General features: G+C 73.8%; 22 protein-coding genes. 20 read left to right on the top strand and 2 right to left on the bottom strand.

Translation table 11 applies throughout. The features are described 5' to 3' along the window. The first annotated feature begins 129 nt into the window (after positions 1–129). Entirely contained in the window at positions 130–597 is a 468-nt protein-coding gene (locus IH44_RS0107585; protein ID WP_030458643.1) for a hypothetical protein, read from the top strand. 10 nt (positions 598–607) lie between these two features. Here IH44_RS0107585 and IH44_RS0107580 read toward each other — a convergent pair whose 3' ends face one another. Both IH44_RS0107580 and htpX read right to left on the bottom strand, forming a co-directional pair. Beyond that, the gene (locus IH44_RS0107580) at positions 608–1,195 is read right to left on the bottom strand and encodes a hypothetical protein (RefSeq protein WP_030458642.1); all 588 of its coding nucleotides are present in this window, start codon (positions 1,193–1,195) and stop codon (positions 608–610) included. A 37-nt stretch (positions 1,196–1,232) separates the two neighbouring features. Continuing rightward, complete coding sequence (gene htpX / locus IH44_RS0107575; protein WP_030458641.1) at positions 1,233–2,153, bottom strand: zinc metalloprotease HtpX; 921 nt, start codon at positions 2,151–2,153, stop codon at positions 1,233–1,235. A gap of 302 nt (positions 2,154–2,455) precedes the next feature. Between htpX and hrcA the strand changes: the two genes are divergently transcribed. The 19 genes from hrcA (at position 2,456) to era (ending at position 20,366) form a co-directional block, all read left to right on the top strand. Further along, complete coding sequence (gene hrcA / locus IH44_RS0107570; RefSeq protein WP_051816650.1) at positions 2,456–3,529, top strand: heat-inducible transcriptional repressor HrcA; 1,074 nt, start codon at positions 2,456–2,458, stop codon at positions 3,527–3,529. Positions 3,530–3,610: 81 nt separating this feature from the next. Then, the gene (gene dnaJ / locus IH44_RS0107565; RefSeq protein ID WP_030458639.1) at positions 3,611–4,750 is read left to right on the top strand and encodes a molecular chaperone DnaJ; all 1,140 of its coding nucleotides are present in this window, start codon (positions 3,611–3,613) and stop codon (positions 4,748–4,750) included. A 117-nt stretch (positions 4,751–4,867) separates the two neighbouring features. Then, positions 4,868–5,611 (top strand): 16S rRNA (uracil(1498)-N(3))-methyltransferase, encoded by a 744-nt coding sequence (locus IH44_RS0107560; RefSeq protein ID WP_030458638.1) that lies wholly within the window; start codon positions 4,868–4,870, stop codon positions 5,609–5,611. 317 nt (positions 5,612–5,928) lie between these two features. Beyond that, a complete protein-coding gene (locus tag IH44_RS0107555) occupies positions 5,929–9,123 on the top strand; it encodes a S41 family peptidase (protein ID WP_030458637.1) in 3,195 nt (1,064 codons plus the stop codon). Positions 9,124–9,238: 115 nt separating this feature from the next. Further along, positions 9,239–9,547 carry a WXG100 family type VII secretion target gene (locus IH44_RS0107550; protein WP_107066487.1) on the top strand — a complete coding sequence of 103 codons (309 nt, stop codon included), beginning with the start codon at positions 9,239–9,241 and terminating at the stop codon, positions 9,545–9,547. Positions 9,548–9,613: 66 nt separating this feature from the next. After that, a complete protein-coding gene (locus tag IH44_RS0107545; RefSeq protein ID WP_051816649.1) occupies positions 9,614–11,170 on the top strand; it encodes a hypothetical protein in 1,557 nt (518 codons plus the stop codon). 83 nt (positions 11,171–11,253) lie between these two features. Next, on the top strand, positions 11,254–11,649 hold the full coding sequence (locus tag IH44_RS0107540; RefSeq protein ID WP_030458634.1) for a hypothetical protein: 396 nt from the start codon (positions 11,254–11,256) through the stop codon (positions 11,647–11,649). Between the two features lie 11 nt (positions 11,650–11,660). After that, positions 11,661–12,068 (top strand): hypothetical protein, encoded by a 408-nt coding sequence (locus tag IH44_RS0107535; protein ID WP_030458633.1) that lies wholly within the window; start codon positions 11,661–11,663, stop codon positions 12,066–12,068. Between the two features lie 52 nt (positions 12,069–12,120). Then, positions 12,121–12,474: an HIT domain-containing protein gene (locus IH44_RS0107530; RefSeq protein WP_030458632.1), complete on the top strand. Its 354-nt coding sequence runs from the start codon at positions 12,121–12,123 to the stop codon at positions 12,472–12,474. Between the two features lie 3 nt (positions 12,475–12,477). Then, positions 12,478–13,395: a ribonuclease Z gene (locus IH44_RS0107525; RefSeq protein ID WP_030458631.1), complete on the top strand. Its 918-nt coding sequence runs from the start codon at positions 12,478–12,480 to the stop codon at positions 13,393–13,395. A gap of 195 nt (positions 13,396–13,590) precedes the next feature. Then, positions 13,591–14,694 carry a PhoH family protein gene (locus tag IH44_RS0107520; protein WP_030458630.1) on the top strand — a complete coding sequence of 368 codons (1,104 nt, stop codon included), beginning with the start codon at positions 13,591–13,593 and terminating at the stop codon, positions 14,692–14,694. Positions 14,695–14,708: 14 nt separating this feature from the next. Beyond that, a complete protein-coding gene (gene ybeY / locus IH44_RS0107515) occupies positions 14,709–15,203 on the top strand; it encodes an rRNA maturation RNase YbeY (RefSeq protein WP_014135684.1) in 495 nt (164 codons plus the stop codon). Between the two features lie 13 nt (positions 15,204–15,216). After that, positions 15,217–16,548, top strand: coding sequence for a hemolysin family protein (locus IH44_RS0107510; RefSeq protein WP_030458629.1), 1,332 nt, complete (start codon positions 15,217–15,219; stop codon positions 16,546–16,548). Between the two features lie 165 nt (positions 16,549–16,713). Further along, positions 16,714–16,953 carry a hypothetical protein gene (locus IH44_RS0107505; RefSeq protein WP_030458628.1) on the top strand — a complete coding sequence of 80 codons (240 nt, stop codon included), beginning with the start codon at positions 16,714–16,716 and terminating at the stop codon, positions 16,951–16,953. Beyond that, a complete protein-coding gene (locus tag IH44_RS0107500; protein ID WP_030458627.1) occupies positions 16,953–17,492 on the top strand; it encodes a DUF4383 domain-containing protein in 540 nt (179 codons plus the stop codon). Before IH44_RS0107505 ends, IH44_RS0107500 begins: the two co-directional genes overlap by 1 nt. 112 nt (positions 17,493–17,604) lie before the next feature. Next, complete coding sequence (locus IH44_RS0107495) at positions 17,605–18,594, top strand: aldo/keto reductase (protein ID WP_030458626.1); 990 nt, start codon at positions 17,605–17,607, stop codon at positions 18,592–18,594. A gap of 108 nt (positions 18,595–18,702) precedes the next feature. Next, positions 18,703–19,056 (top strand): cytidine deaminase, encoded by a 354-nt coding sequence (locus IH44_RS0107490; protein WP_030458625.1) that lies wholly within the window; start codon positions 18,703–18,705, stop codon positions 19,054–19,056. A gap of 165 nt (positions 19,057–19,221) precedes the next feature. Next, positions 19,222–19,380 carry a hypothetical protein gene (locus IH44_RS46320; RefSeq protein ID WP_157852182.1) on the top strand — a complete coding sequence of 53 codons (159 nt, stop codon included), beginning with the start codon at positions 19,222–19,224 and terminating at the stop codon, positions 19,378–19,380. A 56-nt stretch (positions 19,381–19,436) separates the two neighbouring features. Further along, entirely contained in the window at positions 19,437–20,366 is a 930-nt protein-coding gene (gene era / locus IH44_RS0107480; protein ID WP_035954266.1) for a GTPase Era, read from the top strand. The last annotated feature ends 4 nt before the right edge of the window (positions 20,367–20,370 follow it).

Genomic DNA, 20,370 nt, shown 5'->3' with positions numbered 1-20,370 from the left:
GGCCGGGGCGGGTGGGGGACCTGCTGCTGAGTGCGGAGCGGCTGCCGCCGGGGTACGTGCTGCGGGCGGGGGCGGCGGGCCTGGCCACGGACCGGGGCAGCGGGGGGCGGGGCGAGTCCGGGGCCGCTGGTGGCGGTGGACTGCGGGGAGTTCGACACCGGGTCCTTCCTGACCCGGCACGCCCCGCCGCTGGAGGACGTCGCGGTGGGGCTGGAGCGCGCCCCGGCGGGCGGCCGGGACCGGGGCTGGTCGGGCCGGGAGTCGCTGGAGCGCTACCCGCCGGGGCGGGCCGGCCGGGTGCTGGCCGACCTCCGGGCCGCGGCGCTGCGGTGCGCCGCGGCCGGTACCGCGGTGGTCGCCGGGAGCGGGAGCGAGCGGACGGTGGCCGTCGAACCGCTGGGGGACGGGCTGCTGCTGCGGGTCACCCGGCGGGCGACCGGCGGCGGCGGTCCGACCTGGATCGACCGGACGGCGGTGGTGCGCAGCGGCGACGTGCTGCTGGTGGTGCAGGAGAGCGGCGGTGAGCGGGAGTCGGCGGAGCTGCCGGTGGTGCTCGGGGCGGCGGTCGCCGCCTACCGGGACGCGGCCGGGGAATGAGGCCGGGCGCTCAGTCCTCGATGCCCGGGGCGCCCCAGACCGGGAACCAGCGGGACAGATCCGACTCGACCCGCAGGTCGTTGCGGAGCAGGTTGGAGACCTCGATCTCCAGCGGGTTGTCCCGCTTCTCCTGCCCGGCGACCTTGCACATCGGGTAGAAGGTGCCGCGCTTGTACAGGTACACCAGGGCCAGCGAGCGGCCCTCGGCGTCCCGGAAGGCGACCAGCGAGCAGAGCAGCTGCGGGCCGAAGCCGTTGGCCTCCAGCTCGCTGTTGACCGCGTGCAGGTCGTTGACCAGGTCGGGCAGTTCGTCCGGGGTGTGCCGGGCCAGCAGCCAGGAGTACCCGTAGGCGTCCCGGGAGGCCTCGACGGGGACGCCGCCGCGCCCGGTGTCCGCGTCCAGCAGCGCCTTCACCTGCTGCTGGACCTCGGTGAAGGCGGCGCCCTCGACCGCGGCGAAGCACACCGAGCCGAGGCCGGTCGGGGTGAACCCCTTGGCGGCCTGCAGGGTGAGCGCCGCCGACGGGATGCCGAACAGCTGGTCGAGGTCGGGCTTCACGGGCTTGGTCCGGCCGAACAGGGCGTCCAGGAATCCCACGCGGAAGGCTCCTCACTGGTGGTCGGTGGTGGCGGGCTCAGTGCCCGAGCTCGTCGGAGACCTTCCGCAGCTGGGCCAGCCGCTGCTCCAGCGACGGGTGGGTGGACAGCAGCCGGGAGGCGGTCTCCTTGGCGCTCAGCGCCGGGGCGAAGTAGAAGGCGTTGTACGGCTGGGCCTGCCGCAGGTCCTTGGTGGGGATGGCGCCGATCTGCCCGGTCACCTTGGTCAGGGCCGAGGCCAGCGCGGCGGGCCGGCCGGTCAGCTGGGCGGCGGCGCGGTCGGCGGCCAGTTCGCGGTAGCGGGAGAGCAGCCTGGTCAGCAGGAAGCTGATCGCGTACACCACCATCGAGGCCAGCGGGATCAGCACCATGGCGATCGCCGCGTTCTGGTCGTTGCTGTTGCGGTTGCCGCCGCCCATCATCCCGCTGTAGAAGGCGATCCTGGTCATCGCGCCGGCCAGCACGCCGAGGAACCCGGCCACCGTCATCACCGCGACGTCCCGGTGCGCGACGTGCGACAGCTCGTGGGCCAGCACGCCCTCCAGTTCCTCCGGTTCGAGCCGGCGCAGCAGGCCGGTGGTCACGCAGACCACCGCGTTCTGCGGGTTGCGGCCGGTGGCGAAGGCGTTGGGCATGTCGTTGTCGGCGACCGCGACCCGGGGTTTGGGCATGTCGGCCAGCGCGCAGAGCCGGTCGACCGCGCCGTGCAGCTGCGGGTACTGCTCGGGGGTGACTTGGTGGGCGCCCATCGCCCGCTCGGTGATCTTGTCGGAGAACCAGAACTGGGCGACGAACAGGCCGCCGGAGATCAGCACCACCAGCGGCCAGGCGCCGCGCAGCAGCACGATCAGCAGGCCGGTGAAGCCGACGTAGACCAGCCCGATCAGGAACATGGTGGTGACCATCCGGCCGGTCAGGCCGCGGTCGGGGGTGAACCGGGAGTGCTGTGGCGCCGACATCGCTGCTCCTCCTCGTGCGTCGCGCGGTCCGGACCGCGCCGCCGCGGCCGTCCGTCCCGCTCGCCTTCGATGCTGCCACCGGGCGGCCCCGCGGGCACCATCCGAAACGATGGGAATTCGGTGGGAAAGCGACACGCGCGGGGCGGGCCGCGGGCGCTTCGGTCGAGGATCACGTGGGTGGACCGTTCCTGCCGTCAGGCCCGGGCCGTACACTGGCACGTACGGTTCTGGCACTCTGCCCAGTTGAGTGCCAGGCCGGGTCAGACACCGGGTCAACGGACGACGACGGAGGTGCGTGCCCCATGCCAGAGGACGGCAAGCCCGACGGCCGACTGATCGACACGCGCCCGCCGGTCCGACCGCTCGACGAGCGGCGCCTCGCGGTGCTCCGGGCGATCGTCCAGGACTACGTGGGCACCGAGGAGCCGGTCGGGTCCAAGGCCCTGGTGGAGCGGCACAACCTCGGCGTCTCCCCGGCCACGGTCCGCAACGACATGTCCGCGCTGGAGGAGGAGGGGTACATCCACCAGCCGCACACCAGTGCGGGCCGGATCCCCACCGACAAGGGCTACCGGCTGTTCGTCGACCGGCTCGCCGAGGTCAAGCCGATGACCGCCCCCGAGCGCCGGGCGATCCGGCACTTCCTGGAGGGCGCCGTCGACCTGGACGACGTGGTGGCCCGGACGGTGCGGCTGCTCGCCCAGCTGACCCGGCAGGTCGCGGTGGTCCAGTACCCGTCGCTGACCCGCTCCACGGTGCGGCACATCGAACTGGTGTCGCTCACCCCGACCAAGCTGATGCTGGTGCTGATCACCAACACCGGCCGGGTCGAGCAGCGGATGGTCGACTGCCCGGCCCCGGTCGGCGAGGCGCTGCTCGGGGAGCTGCGGGCCAAGCTCAACGGGATGGCGGGCGGCTGCCGGCTGCCCGAGGTGCCGACCGTCCTGGAGGACCTGCCGGCCGGCTTCGAGCCCGCCGACCGGCCCGCGGTCAGCACCGTGCTGGCGGTCCTGTTCGAGGCGCTGGCCGAACAGAACGAGGAACGGATCATGCTGGCGGGCACCGCCAACCTGACGCGTTTCGGCCATGATTTCCCGCTCACCATCCGGCCGGTCCTGGAGGCCCTGGAGGAGCAGGTGGTGCTGTTGCGCCTGCTGGGTGAGACGGCGGACTCGGCGATGACGGTCCGGATCGGCCACGAGATCGCCTACGAGGGGCTCAATTCCACGTCGGTGGTCTCGGTCGGTTACGGTTCGGGCGACCAGAGCGTGGCAAAGCTGGGAGTGATCGGTCCGACCCGGATGGATTACCCGGGCACAATGGGGGCGGTGCGCGCGGTGGCACGGTACGTCGGCCAGATCCTGGCGGAGTCGTAGCGGGGCGGCCGCAGCGGAACGGCGCAACAAGCAGCGTGCTGTCGCAGGCACTTCTAGAGGCGGAACAAACCGGAGCATTTGGTGGCCACGGACTACTACGCGGTACTCGGCGTCCGACGCGACGCGGGGCAGGACGAGATCAAGAAGGCGTTCCGGCGCCTCGCCCGTGAACTGCACCCGGACGTGAACCCGGACCCGAAGACGCAGGAGCGGTTCAAGGAGATCAACGCCGCCTACGAGGTCCTCTCCGACCCGCAGAAGCGGCAGGTCTACGACCTCGGCGGCGACCCGCTGTCGCCCAACGGCGGCGGCGCGGGCGGCTTCGGCGCTGGCGCGGCCGGGTTCGGCTTCTCCGACATCATGGACGCCTTCTTCGGCGCCGCGACCGGCCAGCGCGGCCCGCGCTCGCGCACCCGCCGCGGCCAGGACGCCATGATCCGGCTGGAGATCACCCTGGAGGAGGCCGCGTTCGGCACCACCAAGGAACTCCAGGTCGACACCGCCGTCACCTGCACCACCTGCAACGGCGAGGGCGCCGCGCCCGGCACCTCCGCGCAGACCTGCGACATGTGCCGCGGCAAGGGCGAGGTCTCCCAGGTCACCCGGTCCTTCCTGGGCCAGGTCATGACCTCCCGCCCCTGCCCGCAGTGCCAGGGCTTCGGCACCGTCGTCCCCACCCCGTGCCCGGAGTGCGCCGGCGACGGCCGGGTCCGCGCCCGCCGCACCCTCACCGTCAAGATCCCGGCCGGCGTCGACAACGGCACCCGGATCCAGCTGGCCGGCGAGGGCGAGGTCGGCCCCGGCGGCGGCCCCGCCGGCGACCTGTACGTGGAGATCGCCGAGACCAGCCACCCGACCTTCCAGCGGCGCGGCGACGACCTGCACTGCACCGTCACCATCCCGATGACCGCCGCCTCGCTCGGCACCCAGGTGCCGCTGCAGACCCTCGACGGCCTGGAGGAGGTCGACATCCGGCCCGGCACCCAGTCCGGCCAGTCGATCCCGCTGCACGGCCGCGGCATCACCCACCTGCGCGGCGGCGGCCGGGGCGACCTGATAGTGCACGTCGAGGTGCAGACGCCCACCAAGCTCGACCCGGAGCAGGAGGAGCTGCTGCGCCGGCTCGCCATGCTGCGCGGCGAGGAGCGTCCCTCCGGGCAGTTCGCGCCCGGCCAGCAGGGCCTGTTCTCCCGGCTGAAGGACGCCTTCAACGGCCGGTGAGACCCGAACGACCCGGGCCGGGAACGGTGCAGGGGCTGCGCGCCCCCGCCGTTCCCGGCCGGCTTTTTTGACGGCTCCGGTTCCGGCCGGGCTCCTGCTGAGAGGACCGCTGCACCGATGACCGCACCCGTGTTCGTCGTCGACGACCTGACCGGGACCGCCCCCGGCGCCACCGTCCGCCTCGACGGCCCCGAAGGCCGGCACGCCGTCGCCGTCAAGCGCCTGGAGCCCGGCGAGGCGCTCACCCTCGCCGACGGCCGCGGCCGCGGCGCGGACGGCACCGTCGCCGCGCTGCACGGCAAGGACGCCCTCGACGTGCTGGTCACCGCCGTCCGCGAGGAACCCGCCCCCGCGCCCCGGATCACCGTCGTCCAGGCCCTGCCCAAGGGCGACCGCGGCGAACTCGCCGTCGAGACCATGACCGAAGCCGGCATCGACGCGATCGTGCCCTGGGCCGCCGCCCGCTGCATCACCCAGTGGAAGGGCGAACGCGGCGCCAAGGCGCTCGCCAAGTGGCGGGCCACCGCGCGCGAGGCCGGCAAGCAGTCGCGGCGGCTGCGCTTCCCGGAGGTCCGGGACGCGGTGACCACCCGGCAGCTGCTGCCGCTGCTCGCGGCCGCGAGCTTCGCGGCCGTCCTGCACGAGGAGGGCTCGCTGCCGCTCGCCGCCGCCGCGCTGCCGGCCGACGGCGAGATCGTCCTGGTGGTCGGACCCGAGGGGGGCGTCTCCCCGGACGAGATCGCCGCCTTCGCGGAGGCCGGCGCCGCGCCGTACCGGCTCGGCCCGTCCGTCCTGCGCACCTCCACGGCGGGCGTCGCGGCCGGCGCGCTGCTGCTGGGCCGCACGGGGCGCTGGGGGTAGCGGGGCGGGACCGCTGCGCGGGACGCGGACACGCGGAGACGCGGGGGAGAGCTGCTGCGCGGGCGGGATGGTGCGAAGCCGGGGGCGCGGGGAGACCTGCTGCGCGGGCTGGGGTTGCACAACCAGGGGCGCGGGGAACTGCGCGCAGCGGGAGTCGCACGTTGGTGCGGTCGCGGGATAGTGCAACACACTGTCCTGCGAGGCGATCTGGCTGCGGGTGCTCGGTTGGCCGCGCAGTTCCCCGCGCCCCTGCTTTCGCAGGGGCGGGCGCAGCAGTTCTCTGACGTTCCGTGAGGTTCGCCGCCTAGGGTGGCAGGATGACGGAATCGACGCGCGGGTATTTGCGCCACCCCCACTTGCACGGTGACGCCGTGGCTTTCGTGGCTGAGGACGACGTCTGGCTGGCGCCCGTGGACGGCGGGCGGGCCTGGCGGGTGACGGCGGATCAGGCGCCTTCGGGGGCGGTGCGGTTCTCGCCGGACGGGGGGTCGCTGGCTTGGACGTCGGCCCGGGACGGGGCGCCGGAGGTGCACGTCGGGCCGGTGGAGGGTGGTCCGGCCAGGCGGTTGACGTACTGGGGGAATCCGTTCACCGCGCTGGTGGGGTGGACCGCGGACGGGCGGCCGATCGCCATCACCGCCGCGGGGCAGGAGACCATCCGGCGGACCTGGGCGTTCGCGTTGCCGCTGGACGGCGGGGAGCCGGAGCGGCTGCCGTACGGGCCGATCGGCGCGCTGGCGTTCGAGCCGGTGCCGGCGGGGGCCAGCGGGGGGCGGGTGCTGCTCGGGACGCACAACCGGGAGGCCGCGCACTGGAAGCGCTACCGGGGCGGCCGGGCCGGGAAGCTGTGGATCGGCGGCGGTGGGTTCGAGCGCCTGCACGCCGACCTGGACGGGCAGTTGGAGTGCCCGATGTGGGTCGGTGACCGGGTCGCGTTCCTGTCCGACCACGAGGGCGTCGGGCGGCTGTACTCCAGCCTCCCGGACGGCTCCGACCTGCGCGCGCACGGCCCGGCCGGGCACGGCTTCTACGCCCGGCAGGCGTCCACCGACGGCGCCCGGGTGATCTGGCAGAGCGCCGGCGAGCTGTGGCTGCTGGACGACCTGGACGGTGCCGAGGCGCGCCGCCTGGACGTCCGTCCGGCCGGGCCGCGCACCCGGCGGCAGCCGCACCCGACGCCCGCCGCCGGGCAGGTGGAGACCGCCGCCCCGGACCGCACCGGCCGGGCCGCGGCCGTGGTGGTGCGCGGCACCGTGCACTGGGTCACCCACCGGGAGGGCCCGGCCCGGGTGCTGGACGAGACGCCCGGGGTGCGGGGCAGGCTGGCCCGGGTCGTCCCGGGCGAGGACGGTGCGCAGGGCGCGGTGTGGGTCACCGACGCGGAGGGCGACGACGCGCTGGAGTACGCCCCGGCGGTGCTGGGCGCGGAGCGGCGGCGGCTGGCGGCCGGGCGGCTCGGCCGGGTGCGCGGCCTGGCGGTCTCGCCGGACGGCAAGCAGCTCGCGGTGGCCTCGCACGACGGCCGGGTGCTGCTGGTGGCGCTCAGCGACGGCGCGGTCAACGAGCTGGCGCGCAGCGGCGACGGCGAGGTCGCCGGGCTGGTGTTCAGCCCGGACTCGGCGTGGCTGGCCTGGTCGCAGCCGGTGCTGGGCCCGTGGTCGCTGCGCCAGATCATGCTCGCCGACCTGACCTCGCGCACCGTCAGCGAGGCGACCCCGCAGCGCTTCCACGACTACTCGCCGGCCTTCACCGCGGACGGCAGGCACCTGGCGTTCCTGTCGGTGCGCACCTTCGACCCGGTGTACGACCAGCACGCCTTCGACCTGTCCTTCCCCGGCGGCACCCGCCCGTACCTGCTGACGCTGGCCGCCGACACCCCGTCGCCGTTCGGCCCGCAGCGCGGCGGGCGGCCGGTCGGCGGCGAGGAGGAGGACGCCAAGGAGGGCGAGAAGGACGCGGTGCCCGGCACCCGGGTCGACCTGGAGGGCCTGGCCGACCGGATCGTGCCGTTCCCGGTGGAGGCCGGCCGGTTCGGCGTGCTGCGGGCGGCGAAGGACGGGGTGCTGTGGACCAGGTACCCGTTCAGCGGCGAACTCGGCGACAGCGCCGCCTCGTTGGACGAGGAGCCGGCCCGCACCGCGCTGGAGCGGTTCGACCTGAAGAAGCGCCGGGCGGAGGAACTGCTCAGCGGCGTCGACGCGTTCGCGGTCAGCGGCGACGGCGCCCGGCTGGCCGTGCTGGACGGCGGCACGCTGCGGATCGTGCCCGCCGACCAGAAGGCCGGCGAGGACGAGGAGGTGGACGTCGACCTCGACCGGGTCCGGGTCACCGTCGACCCGGCCGCCGAGTGGCGGCAGATGTTCGACGAGAACGGCCGCCTGATGCGCGACAACTTCTGGCGCGCCGACCTGAACGGCGTCGACTGGACGGGCGTGCTGGCGCGGTACCGGCCGCTGGTCGAGCGGATCGGCAGCCACGCCGACCTGGTCGACCTGCTCTGGGAGACGGTCGGCGAGCTCGGCACCTCGCACGCCTACGTGCTGCCGCCCGGCCGCGGCACCGAGGCGGCCCGGCTGCAGGGCCTGCTCGGCGCGGACCTGGTGCGCGACGGCGAGGTGTGGCGGGTCGCCCGGGTGCTGCCCGGCGAGTCCTCCGACCCGCGGGCCCGCTCCCCGCTGGCCGCGCCCGGCGCGGCGATCCGCCCCGGCGACGCGGTGCTGGCCGTCAACGGCCGCCCGGTCGACCCGGTGACCGGCCCGGCCCCGCTGCTGGCCGGCACCGCCGACCAGCCGGTCGAACTCACCGTCAGCGGCCCGGACGGCGAGCGGCACCCCGTGGTGGTGCCGACCGACGACGAGGAGGCGCTGCGCTACCACGACTGGGTGGCCGGCCGGCGGGCCGCCGTCCGCGAACTGTCCGGCGGTCGGCTCGGCTACCTGCACGTCCCCGACATGCAGAGCGCCGGCTGGGCGCAGCTCCACCGCGACCTGCGGTTCGAGATGTCGCTGGACGGCCTGGTGCTGGACCTGCGGGAGAACCGCGGCGGCCACACCTCCCAGCTGATCGTGGAGAAGCTGGCCCGCCGGATCGTCGGCTGGAACCACGGCCGCGACCTGGCCCGCCCCGACCCGTACCCCGGCGACGCCCCGCGCGGCCCGGTGGTGGCGCTGGCCAACGAGTTCTCCGGCTCGGACGGCGACATCGTCAACGCGGCGATCCAGGCGCTCGGCATCGGCCCGGTGGTCGGCACCCGCACCTGGGGCGGCGTGATCGGCATCGACAGCCGGTACGCGCTGGTCGACGGGACGCTGGTCACCCAGCCCAAGTACGCGTTCTGGATGGAGGGCTACGGCTGGCAGCTGGAGAACCGCGGCGTCACCCCCGACGTCGAGGTGCCGATCGCCCCGCACGACTGGGCGGTCGGCCGCGACCCCCAGCTGGAGACCGCCGTCCGGCTCGCCCTGGAAGCGCTGGACCGCACCCCCGCCCGGACCTCGCCCGGCCTGGACTGACCATTCGTCTGTGAGCGAACGACCGGCCGCCCGGCGGGCGGCCGGTTCCCGACGCGTCCTTCCGGCGCCGCCCTGTTATCGCTAGGGTGCACGCAGTGACGGCCGAGGGGGAGCGTTGGGGACACCGGATTTCAGCGTGGACCACGAGGCGCTGGGCGAGTGCGGCCGGAAGCTGGACCGGGCGGGCGACGACCTGGAGGCGGCCGGCGGCCGGTTCCGCGGCCCGCCGGACTTCGACCGGGACCACTTCGGCGACTACGGCGTCCCCGAGGCGGCCGGCAACTTCTTCACCTCCTGGCAGGACGAGTGGCGGCTGGACGTCCGGGCGCTGCGCGAACTCGCCGAGAAGGTGCGGCAGAGCGCGGAGAACTACCGCAGCACCGACGCCGAGGTGGCCGGGGCGGCCGGCCGGCCGCACGGCTGAGGGGCACGGGGAGCGCGGGGGAAGGGGACGGACCGTCCGGCACGGCCGAAGGGGAGCCAGCACGGGATGCCGACGCAACGCGAGCAGATCCAGGAGCTCAGCCGCACCATCGGGAGCGCCCACGGGATGTGGGGCGCCGGGGACCTCCGGGACGCCGTCCACGACGCCGTCCGGCTGCCGGGGCCCGCGGGCGTGCCCGGGGCGATCGACCGGCTCGGCCGGGACTTCGCCGCGATGTCCGGGCAGGTCGACAGCGTCCGGGCCGAGGTCGCCGACGTCGCCCGGAGCAGGCTCCCGGACGTCTGGACCGGGCAGGTCGGCGAGAAGGCCGCCGAGGCCGTCACCGCCGCCGCCCAGGACCTGGACCGGATGACCGAGGACTTCACCCGGGCCGGCCGGGTCCTGGTCGAACTCTGCGACGCCCTGGCGCAGGCCCAGGCCACCCATGCCCGGTCGGCCGGCTCGCTGGCCCGGGCCACCGTCCTGCTGGCCGACATCACCACCGTGGGCGGCCTGCCCGACCCGGTGCACTGGGACGACGACAAGATGCACGAGGCCAAGGCGGAGGCCGGCTACGCGATCGGCCTGATGCTGGACGCCGCCGTGCGCGCCGAGGAGGCCGGCCACCGCGCCGCGGCCGAGCTCAACCGGCTCGCCGCGCAGACCGGGGCGGCCCGGCTGGCGGGCGGCGGGCTGAACGCCACCGACCGCCTGGTGCTGGCCGGCGCCGGGGGCTTCGCCGACCTGAACCGCATCCTCAGCGCCACCGACGCCACCCGGGCCGGACAGTTCCTGGACCGGCTCGCCCCCGCGGACCGGCAGCGGCTGAACGCCCTGCTGGCCGGCGCCAAGTCCGCCGAGGAGCGCGCCTACCTGCTGAAGGCGCTCGCCGCCGGCCACAGCGTGGACGAGGTCGCCGCGTTCGACGCGCAGATCCACGAGCACGGCGGCAACCGGGCCTGGCTGGACGCCCGGCTCAGCCCGACCCGGCACGACCCGCAGCCCCGCACCGGCATCGACCACCTGGAGGTGCCGGGCTTCCTGGGCGCCGCCTGGGTGCAGGACGGCAGCACCTGCGTGGCCGCGTCCACCGTGACGGCGCGGGCCGTGGTCGACCCGGTGTACGCGTTCCAGCTCACCACCGGCGGCCGCCCCGGCGACCCGGGGGCCGAGAGCGCGGCGGCCTTCACCGAGCGGCTGCGGGCCGAGCAGCACCGGGTCTACGACGGCAGCCGGGAGTGGTACCAGGACCTGCCGCTGATCGGGCAGGAGGGGCTGAGCGACGACCAGTCCCGGGACGTGGCGAACCGCGAGCTCGGCACCCGCACCGGCACCGACTACCGCAACGTCCCGCTCGACGGCCCGGACGGGCGGCGGGACGTGCTGGTCGACGTGGAGAAGGCCGTGGACGAGGGCAAACCCGTCCCGGTGAGCATCCGCGGCGGCGACCAGGGCCACCAGCTGATGATCATCGGGCACGACGGCGACAAGCTCCAGGTCTACAACCCGTGGGGCTACACCACCTGGATCACGGAGGACGACTTCGTCAACAACCACATGGACCACGCGCTCGACCAGCCGCCCCGGATGGACACCGCGACCAGCGTCCGCCTCCCGAAGTGACCCCCCGAAGTGAACGTCCCGTAGTGAACCTCCCGACGTTGAACCTCCCGAAGTGAACGTCCCGTAGTGAACAGAGAGCACCCATGACCAGCCCTCCGCCCGGCCGGACCGACGCCGAGCTCGCCGCCCTGGACGTGCCCGCGCTGCTGCGCTTCGGCCTGGCCCAGGACGGCCCGCACCGGCGGGCGCTGTTCGCCGACGGCGCGGTGGCCGCCGCGCTCGCCGCCGAGCGGTGCGAGGTGCCCCCGCACGCCGTCGCCTACCTGGCCGAGCTGGTCCGGGCCGCCGGGCTCCGGGCCGCCGCCGAACTGCCGGAGCCGCTGGTCGGCCCCGGCGCGGCCGACCTCGCCGACGACTGGCTGCACGCGGCCGGCACGGTGCTGGACCCGGACGGCGTGGCCGCCGGGGCGCTGGTGGCCGACTGGCTCGCCGCGGTCGCCGCGCTGCTCGAACTGCGCCGCGTGAGCCGCCGCGCGTGAGGACGTGGAGGGTGACGGGGGCCCGGGCCGTCCGGGCGTCGGTGCTGGTGGTGCTGGTGCTGCCGGTCTGGGGGCCGCGGTGGCAGGTCAACCACGGGGAGGTGTTCGCCTCGGACGCCCGGGAGGTCGCGGTCCGGCGCGGCCAGGTGTTCTCGCTGCACTGGGAACTGGCCGTGGACCCGGGGCGGTACCACCGGCCGGTGGCCCCCCGGCCCGACCCGGGGGTCGCCGTCCTCACCGGGGTCGACGAGGTCCCCGGCGACCCCGACCGGCTGGGCGACGGCGGGGAGCTGTACCTGGTGTTCCGGGCGGAGGGCCGCGGCACCACCGAGCTGACGGTCGACAACTGCCGGGAGCCCTGCGGCGGATCCGCCGACGGCTTCCGCGAACGCCGGACCTACCGGATCGTGGTGCGCTGACGGCGGTAAGGTCGTGGCACCAGTGACGGAAACCCAGGAAGGGACGCGGGAGATGGCCGGCGAGCCGCAGGCGGACTGTCTGTTCTGCAAGATCGTGTCGGGGGACATCCCGGCGACCGTGGTGCGCAAGACCGAGCGGACGCTGACGTTCCGTGACATCAACCCGCAGGCGCCCACCCACCTGCTGGTGATCCCGCGGGTGCACTACCCCAACGCGGCCGAACTGGCCGCCGCCGAGCCGCAGATCGCGGCCGAACTGCTCACCGAGGCGGGCGGGGCGGCGGCGGGCGAGGGCCTGGAGTCCTACCGGCTGATCTTCAACACCGGTGCGGGGGCCGGACAGACGGTCTTCCACGCGCACGTGCACGTGCTGGGCGGCAAGCCGCTCACCGAGGGACTGGTCTGACCGTTGTCGCAGCGTGAACTCGTCGTCCTGGGCACCGCCAGCCAGGTGCCGACCCGGCACCGCAACCACAACGGGTACCTGCTGCGCTGGGACGGCGAGGGGCTGCTGTTCGACCCCGGGGAGGGCACCCAGCGGCAGATGCTGTTCGCCGGGGTGAGCGCCACCGGGATCACCCGGATCGCGGTCTCGCACTTCCACGGCGACCACTGCCTCGGGCTGCCCGGCGTGGTGCAGCGGATCAACCTGGACAGGGTCCCGCACCCGGTGGACGCCTACTACCCGGCGTCCGGGCAGGCGTTCTTCGAACGGCTGCGGCACGCCAGCGCCTACCACCCGACGGCCGAGATCCGCGAGCACCCCGTCGAGGCCACCGGCCCGCTCCCGGCCCCCGGCGCGCCGTTCGCGCTGGAGGCGGTGCGGCTCTCGCACCCGGTGGAGTCGTTCGGCTACCGGCTGACCGAGCCCGACGGCTTCCGGCTGCGGCCCGAGAAGCTGCGCGAACTCGGCCTGCGGGGCCCCGCGGTGGGCGTGCTGCAGCGCGAGGGCCGGGTCGAGGTGGACGGGCGGACGGTGACCGCCGAACAGGTCGGGGAGGTCCGGCCCGGGCAGCGGTTCGCCTTCGTGATGGACACCCGGCTCTGCGACGGCGTCGGCGAACTCGCCGAGGGCGCCGACCTGTTGGTGATCGAATCGACCTTCCTCGACCAGGACGCCGCGCTCGCCGAGGAGCACGGGCACCTGACCGCCGCCCAGGCCGCCCGGGTGGCCGCGGCGGCCGGGGTGCGGCGCCTGGTGCTGACCCACTTCTCGCAGCGCTACCCGGACCTCTCCGGCCACCTCGCGGAGGCCGCACGGCACTTCGACGGCGAGATCGTGGTCGCCGAGGACCTGGCGCGGATCCCCGTCCCGCCGCGCCGTTGACCGCCGCCGGACCGCGACCGGCCGCCGCCCGGCCCCGACGTGCGGGAAAACCGCTCGCGCATCGGGCCGCCAGCCCCCACCATCGAAGCCGCCGCGCCGCTCCGGCGAACACCTGCGCGGCGTACCCTGGTGACCCGGAGAGCCCGAGCCACACGACACGACGGATTGGGATGAGGCAGGCCGCAGCGCCGACCCATGACTGACACACCGCAGACCCGAACCGACGGACAGGAACGCCCCGACGGGGCGTCCACCAGCACCCGGATCGTCATTCCGGAGAAGCACCCGATGGTCACCCTGCTGGGTGCGGCCGACTCGCTCCTGCGAGTGATCGAGGACGGCTTCCCGGGCGCCGACATCCACGTCCGCGGAAACGAGGTGACGGCCACCGGCTCGCCCGCCGAGGTCGCGCTCGTCAAGCAGCTCTTCACCGAGATGATGCTGGTGCTGCGCACCGGCCAACCCCTGACGGAGGACGCCGTGGAGCGCTCCATCAGCATGCTCAGGAGCGCCGCCGAGGACCCGGCCCACCCGGCCCCGTCCGAGGTGTTCACGGCGAACATCCTGTCCAACCGGGGCCGCACCATCCGCCCCAAGACGCTCAACCAGCAGCGCTACGTCGAGGCGATCGACAAGCACACCATCGTCTTCGGCCTCGGCCCGGCCGGCACCGGCAAGACCTACCTGGCGATGGCCAAGGCCGTGCAGGCCCTGCAGGCCAAGGAGGTCAACCGGATCATCCTGACCCGGCCGGCCGTCGAGGCGGGGGAGCGGCTGGGCTTCCTGCCCGGCACCCTCTACGAGAAGATCGACCCGTACCTGCGCCCGCTCTACGACGCGCTGCACGACATGATGGACCCCGACTCGATCCCCCGGCTGATGGCGGCCGGGACGATCGAGGTGGCCCCGCTCGCGTACATGCGCGGCCGGACCCTGAACGACGCCTTCATCATCCTCGACGAGGCGCAGAACACCTCGCCCGAGCAGATGAAGATGTTCCTGACCCGCCTGGGCTTCAACTCCCGGGTGGTCGTGACCGGCGACACCAGCCAGATCGACCTGCCGGGCGGTACCCGCTCCGGCCTCAAGGTGGTCCAGGAGATCCTCGCCGACGTGCCCGACATCCACTTCTCGGTGCTGACCAGCACCGACGTGGTGCGGCACAAGCTGGTCGGCCGCATCGTGGATGCGTACGAACGCTGGGACGCCCGGCAGGAGGCCGAGGAGTCCGGCGACCGCAAACCCGTCCAACGGCGGGGCGCCCGGGCGCCCCGGCAGTCCCATCGCACCGAAAGCTGAGTACTGAGCCCTCCATGTCGATCGACATCGCCAACGAGTCCGGGTGGGACGTCGACGAGGAGTCCATCCTCGACGTCGCCCGCTACGCCCTCGACAAGATGCGGATCCATCCGCAGTCCGAGCTCTCCGTGATCCTCTACGACAGCGAGTCGATGGCGGAGCTGCACGTCCAGTGGATGGACCTGCCCGGTCCGACCGACGTGATGTCCTTCCCGATGGACGAGCTGCGTCCGGGCAAGGAGGGCGAGGACCTGCCCGAGGGCCTGCTCGGCGACATCGTGCTCTGCCCCGAGGTGGCGAAGGAGCAGGGCCTCGCCGCCCCCACCAAGCACTCGATGGACGAGGAGCTGCAGCTGCTCACCGTCCACGGGGTGCTGCACGTGCTCGGCTACGACCACGAGGAACCCGACGAGGAGCGCGAGATGTTCGCGCTGCAGAAGCGGATCCTGGACGACTGGCGGGCGGGCCGCGGCCTGTCCGGCCTGTCGCCCGCGCCGACCGTCCACTGAGGGCCGGCCTCCTGTGAGTGGTGAGAGTACGAGCTTCCTGATCGGGGCCCTGCTGCTGGTGGTGCTCGGCTGGCTGGCCGCGTGCGCCGAGGCGGGGATCTCCCGGATCTCCCGGTTCCGCGCCGAGGAGGCGGTCCGCTCCGGGCGGCGCGGCTCCGACCGGCTGCTGACCCTGGCCTCGGACAGCATCCGGTACCTGAACCTGGCGACGCTGATCCGGGTCGCCTGCGAGATGGCCGCCGCGGTGCTGGTCACCGTGGTGTGCGTGCGCGGCTTCCAGCAGACCTGGCAGGCCGTGCTGGTGGCGTTCGGCGTGATGGTGCTGGTGTCCTTCGTGGCGGTCGGGGTCTCCCCGCGCACGATCGGCCGCCAGCACCCGCTGAGCACCGTCACCGCGGCGTCCTGGGTGCTGCTGCCGCTGGCCCGGATCCTCGGGCCGATCCCGCGGCTGCTGATCCTGCTGGGCAACGCGCTGACGCCCGGCAAGGGCTACCGGGAGGGCCCGTTCGCCTCCGAGGCCGAACTGCGGGCCCTGGTCGACCTCGCCGAGAAGGACGACCTGATCGAGGACGAGGAGCGCCGGATGGTGCACTCGGTCTTCGAACTCGGCGACACCATCGTGCGCGAGGTGATGGTGCCGCGCACCGACCTGGTGATGATCGAGCGGCACAAGACCGTCCGGCAGGCGCTGACCCTGGCGCTGCGCTCCGGCTTCTCGCGGATCCCGGTGGTCGGCGACAACGAGGACGACGTGGTCGGCATCGTCTACCTCAAGGACCTGGTGCGCCGCACCCACATCAACCGGGACGCCGAGTCCGAGCAGGTCGACTCGGTGATGCGCCCCGCGGTGTTCGTCCCCGACTCCAAGCCCGCCGCCGACCTGCTGCGCGAGATGCAGCAGATGCGCTCGCACGTCGCCATCGTGATCGACGAGTACGGCGGCACCGCCGGACTGGTCACCATCGAGGACATCCTGGAGGAGATCGTCGGCGAGATCACCGACGAGTACGACCGGGAGATCGCCCCGGTCGAGGACCTCGGCGACGGCTCCTACCGGATCACCGCCCGGCTCACCGTGGAGGACCTCGGCGAGCTGTTCGGGATCGAACTGGACGACGAGGACGTGGAGACCGTCGGCGGGCTGCTGGCCAAGTGCCTGGGCCGGGTGCCGATCCCGGGCTCCTCGTGCGAGGTGCCGGTGCCGGAGGGCAGCGGGCTGGCCGCGATCGGCCTGACCGCCGAGAGCTCGGCGGGCCGGCGCAACCGGATCGGCACCGTGGTGGCCACCCCGGTGCGGATCGCCGCCGAGGCGGACGAGGAGCAGGCCGAGCAGGCGGCCTCCTAGCCCCTCCGCTTTTGTGCAGCGCCCTGCGGCGCTTCCACGGGCCCTTGGACGGGCCGTCCCCATACGGGCCCTTGGACGGGCCGTCCTGATCGGCGGTGCCGGTTGGGACGGTGCGTCCCGGGGCCCGTTTGCCTTGCCGCCCGGGGCGTGCGCACCGTGGAAGACATGGCACATCTACTGCGCGCGGAGTACGGCCCGAGCGGGCCGGCCGGCGGGGTGGCCAGGTGGCACGTGGTCCGTGACACCGACCCTTCGCACGGCATGTGCGGCGCCGAGCTCGCCTCGGACGCCGAGAGCAGGCCGGAGGAGGCCTGGGGCACCGGGCTGCACTGCTGCCAGCAGTGCGGGTCGCTGTACCTCCACGAGGTGCCGTTCCTCCGGTCCGACCACGCGGGGAGGACCTGATGAGACTGCACGACGAACTCCCGGTCGACCACCGGCTCGGCACCGTCTACCGCTACGGCGCGGGCCTCGGCGGCCTGTTCCTGGTGGTGTTCGGCATCCTCGGGCTGACCGGCGCCAGCCCGGGCTTCCTGGACACCTCGGGCAAGGAGGTGATCGGCCTGTCCAGCAACGGGGCGCTGAGCGTGCTGTCGCTGGTGGCCGGCGGGATCCTGATCCTGGGCGCGGTGATCGGCGGCAACACCGCCTCCAACATCAACATGGTGATGGGCGTGCTGTTCGTGCTGGCCGGCTTCGTCGGCCTGATGGTGCTGGACTCCAGCGCCAACCGGCTCGCCTTCCACATCTCCAACGTCATCTTCAGCTTCGTGTTCGGCTTCGTGATCCTGACCTTCGGCATGTACGGCCGGGTCAGCGGCCACCTGCCGCAGGACAACCCCTACTGGAAGCGGCGCCACCCCGGCGACACCGCCCGACCGGACGGCCCGCCCGCCCTGGTGAAGGTGCTCCGCCCCGGCCCGCCCAACCCGACCGGACACTGAGCGGGAGGCGTCGACCCGAGAGGCGCTGATCGCTTCGCCGTAGAGTGGGACCTCCAGGCCCGACGGATCGTCAGATCCGTTGGGCCGCAGTCCGCTTGGAGGGGGAACGACGATGACGGAGCGCACGCTCGGAGCGCTGGCCAGCTCGCCGATCGGGTTCGGGGCAATGGTGCTCTCGCCCGGCATGTACGGCGAGATCGACGAACGGCGCGGACAGGACGCGCTGCGGGCCGCGATCGACGCCGGGGCCCGGCTGATCGACACCGCCGACGGCTACGGCGCGGACGGGCACAACGAACAGCTGGTCGGCCGGGCCGTCGCGGGGCGCCGGGACGAGGTGGTGCTCGCCACCAAGTTCGGTTTCCGGGTGCCGGACGGCGCCGAGGCGCACCGCTTCCCGGTGAACTTCGCGTTCGGCGAGCTCGCGGTCAACTGCGAGCCGAAGCACGTGCGGGGCTACGCGGAGCAGTCGCTGCGCAACCTCGGCACCGACGTGATCGACCTGTACTACCCGCACTTCCCGGACCCGCAGGTGCCGTTCGAGGACACCGTCGGCGCGGTCGCCGAGCTGGTCGCCGACGGGCTGGTGCGGCACCTGGGCGTCTCCAACGTGACGGCCGCGCAACTGCGCGCCGCGCACGCGGTGCACCCGGTGGCGGCGGTGCAGACCCAGTGGTCGATGTGGCAGCCGATCGACCCGGAACTGCTGGCCGCCGCCCGCGAACTGGGCGTCGGCGTGGTGGCCTGGAGCCCGCTCGGCGGCGGCTTCCTGACCGGCACCGTGCAGCAGGTCGCCGAGGGCGACTTCCGGCAGCACCAGGCCAGGTTCTCGGCCGAGAACCTGGCCGCCAACAACGACCGGTACGCCCCGCTGCGGGAGATCGCCGCGGAACTCGGCGTCACCCCCGGCCAACTGGCGCTGGCCTGGCTGCTGCACCGGGACGAGCACGTGGTGCCGATCCCCGGCAGCCGGACCCCGGCGCACATCGCGGAGAACCAGGCCGCCGCGGAACTGGCGCTGGACGCGGCGGTGCTGGGCCGGATCGACGCGGCGCTCGCCGCGTTCGCGCCGGCGGGCGAGGGGGCGCTGCTCAAGGGCTGAGTCCGAGGGCAGGGCTCAGGGGTCCGGCCCAAGGGCTGAGTTCAGGGGTCCGGCCCAAGGACTGAGCGGCTCCGGTCGGCGGATCCGGTACGGCCTATGCTCAGGCCCATGACCGAGATTTCCGAGCTGGACCCCGAGGACAAGAAGATCATCACGCTGGCCCGCTCGGCCCGCGCCCGCAACGGCGTGGCCGAGGGGGCGGCGGTCCGGGACGAGACCGGGCGGACGTACGTGGCCGGGACGGTGGCGCTGCCGTCGCTGGAGCTGAGCGCGCTGCGGACCGCGGTGGCGATGGCGGTGGCCAGCGGGGCGAAGGGCCTGGAGGCGGCCGCGGTGGTGTCCGGGGCGGACGCGCCGGCGGCGGCCGACCTGGCCGCGGTGCGGGACCTGGGCGGGGCCGGCACGCCGGTGCTGCTGGCCGGCCCGGACGGGGTGCTGAAGGTGGCCGCGGCGGCGGAGTGAGCCCGGCGGCGGGGAGGGGGCCGGAGCGGGGCGGGAGGGGGCCGGAGCGGGGCGGGAGCGAGCCCCGTCCGGCCTTGTGGCGGACCCTGCGGGTGGGATAATCGCACCGGCGAGGGTCCGGTCCCGGTGGGGGAGCGGGGAAGCCCGGGAGCCCGGGGAGGGGACATGGGCGTCGCGGCGTTCTTCTGCGGACTGCTGCTCTGCGTCATGGGCTTCGGACGCTGGCACGAGACCGGCTCCCCGTGGTGGCTGGCCGGAACCCTGACCCTGCTGGCGCTCGTCCTGGTCGGCGCGATCACCGGGGGCGGGAAGAAGACCGGCTGACGCCGTCCCGCGCCCGTTGACCGGGACGCCTCCGGGGATCGGGGACAATGGGTGCCATGAATGCCCCTTCCTCCCCGTACCGCTCCGGATTCGCGTGCTTCGTCGGCCGCCCCAACGCGGGCAAGTCGACCCTGACCAACGCCCTGGTCGGGACGAAGGTTGCGATCACCTCCGACCGCCCGCAGACCACCCGGCACACCGTGCGCGGCATCGTGCACCGGCCCGACTCGCAGCTCGTGCTGGTGGACACCCCCGGGCTGCACAAGCCCCGCACCCTGCTCGGCGAGCGGCTCAACGACCTGGTCCGCACCACCTGGGCGGAGGTCGACGTGATCGGTTTCTGCGTGCCCGCCGACCAGAAGCTCGGCCCCGGCGACAAGTTCATCGCCAAGGAGCTCGCCGAGATCCGCAAGACGCCCAAGGTGGCGATCGTCACCAAGACCGACCTGGTCGACTCCAAGCGGCTCGCCGAGCAGCTGATCGCCGTCCACCAGCTGGGCGCCGAGCTCGGCATCGAGTGGGCCGAGATCATCCCGGTCTCCGCCGTCGGCGACCAGCAGGTCGAGCTGGTGGGCGAGCTGCTGGCCAAGCTGATGCCCGAGGGCGTGCCGCTGTACCCGGACGGCGACCTCACCGACGAGCCCGAGCAGACCATGGTCGCCGAGCTGATCCGGGAGGCGGCGCTGGAGGGCGTGCGCGACGAACTGCCGCACTCGCTGGCCGTGGTGGTCGAGGAGATGATCCCGCGCGAGGGCCGCCCCGCCGACCGCCCGCTGCTGGACATCCACGCCAACGTGTACATCGAGCGGCAGAGCCAGAAGGCCATCGTGATCGGCGCCAAGGGCTCCCGGCTGAAGCACGTCGGCACCACCGCACGCAAGCAGATCGAGGCGCTCCTGGGCACCCCGGTCTACCTGGACCTGCACGTCAAGGTGGCCAAGGACTGGCAGCGCGACCCCAAGCAGCTGCGTAAGCTCGGCTTCTGACGGG

Origin of the sequence: Kitasatospora sp. NRRL B-11411 (genome assembly GCF_000721345.1) — a bacterium.
Classification (GTDB): domain Bacteria; phylum Actinomycetota; class Actinomycetes; order Streptomycetales; family Streptomycetaceae; genus Kitasatospora; species Kitasatospora cineracea.
Note: the sequence above shows the minus strand (reverse complement) of the source record. Positions and strands in the feature narration are given on the sequence as shown.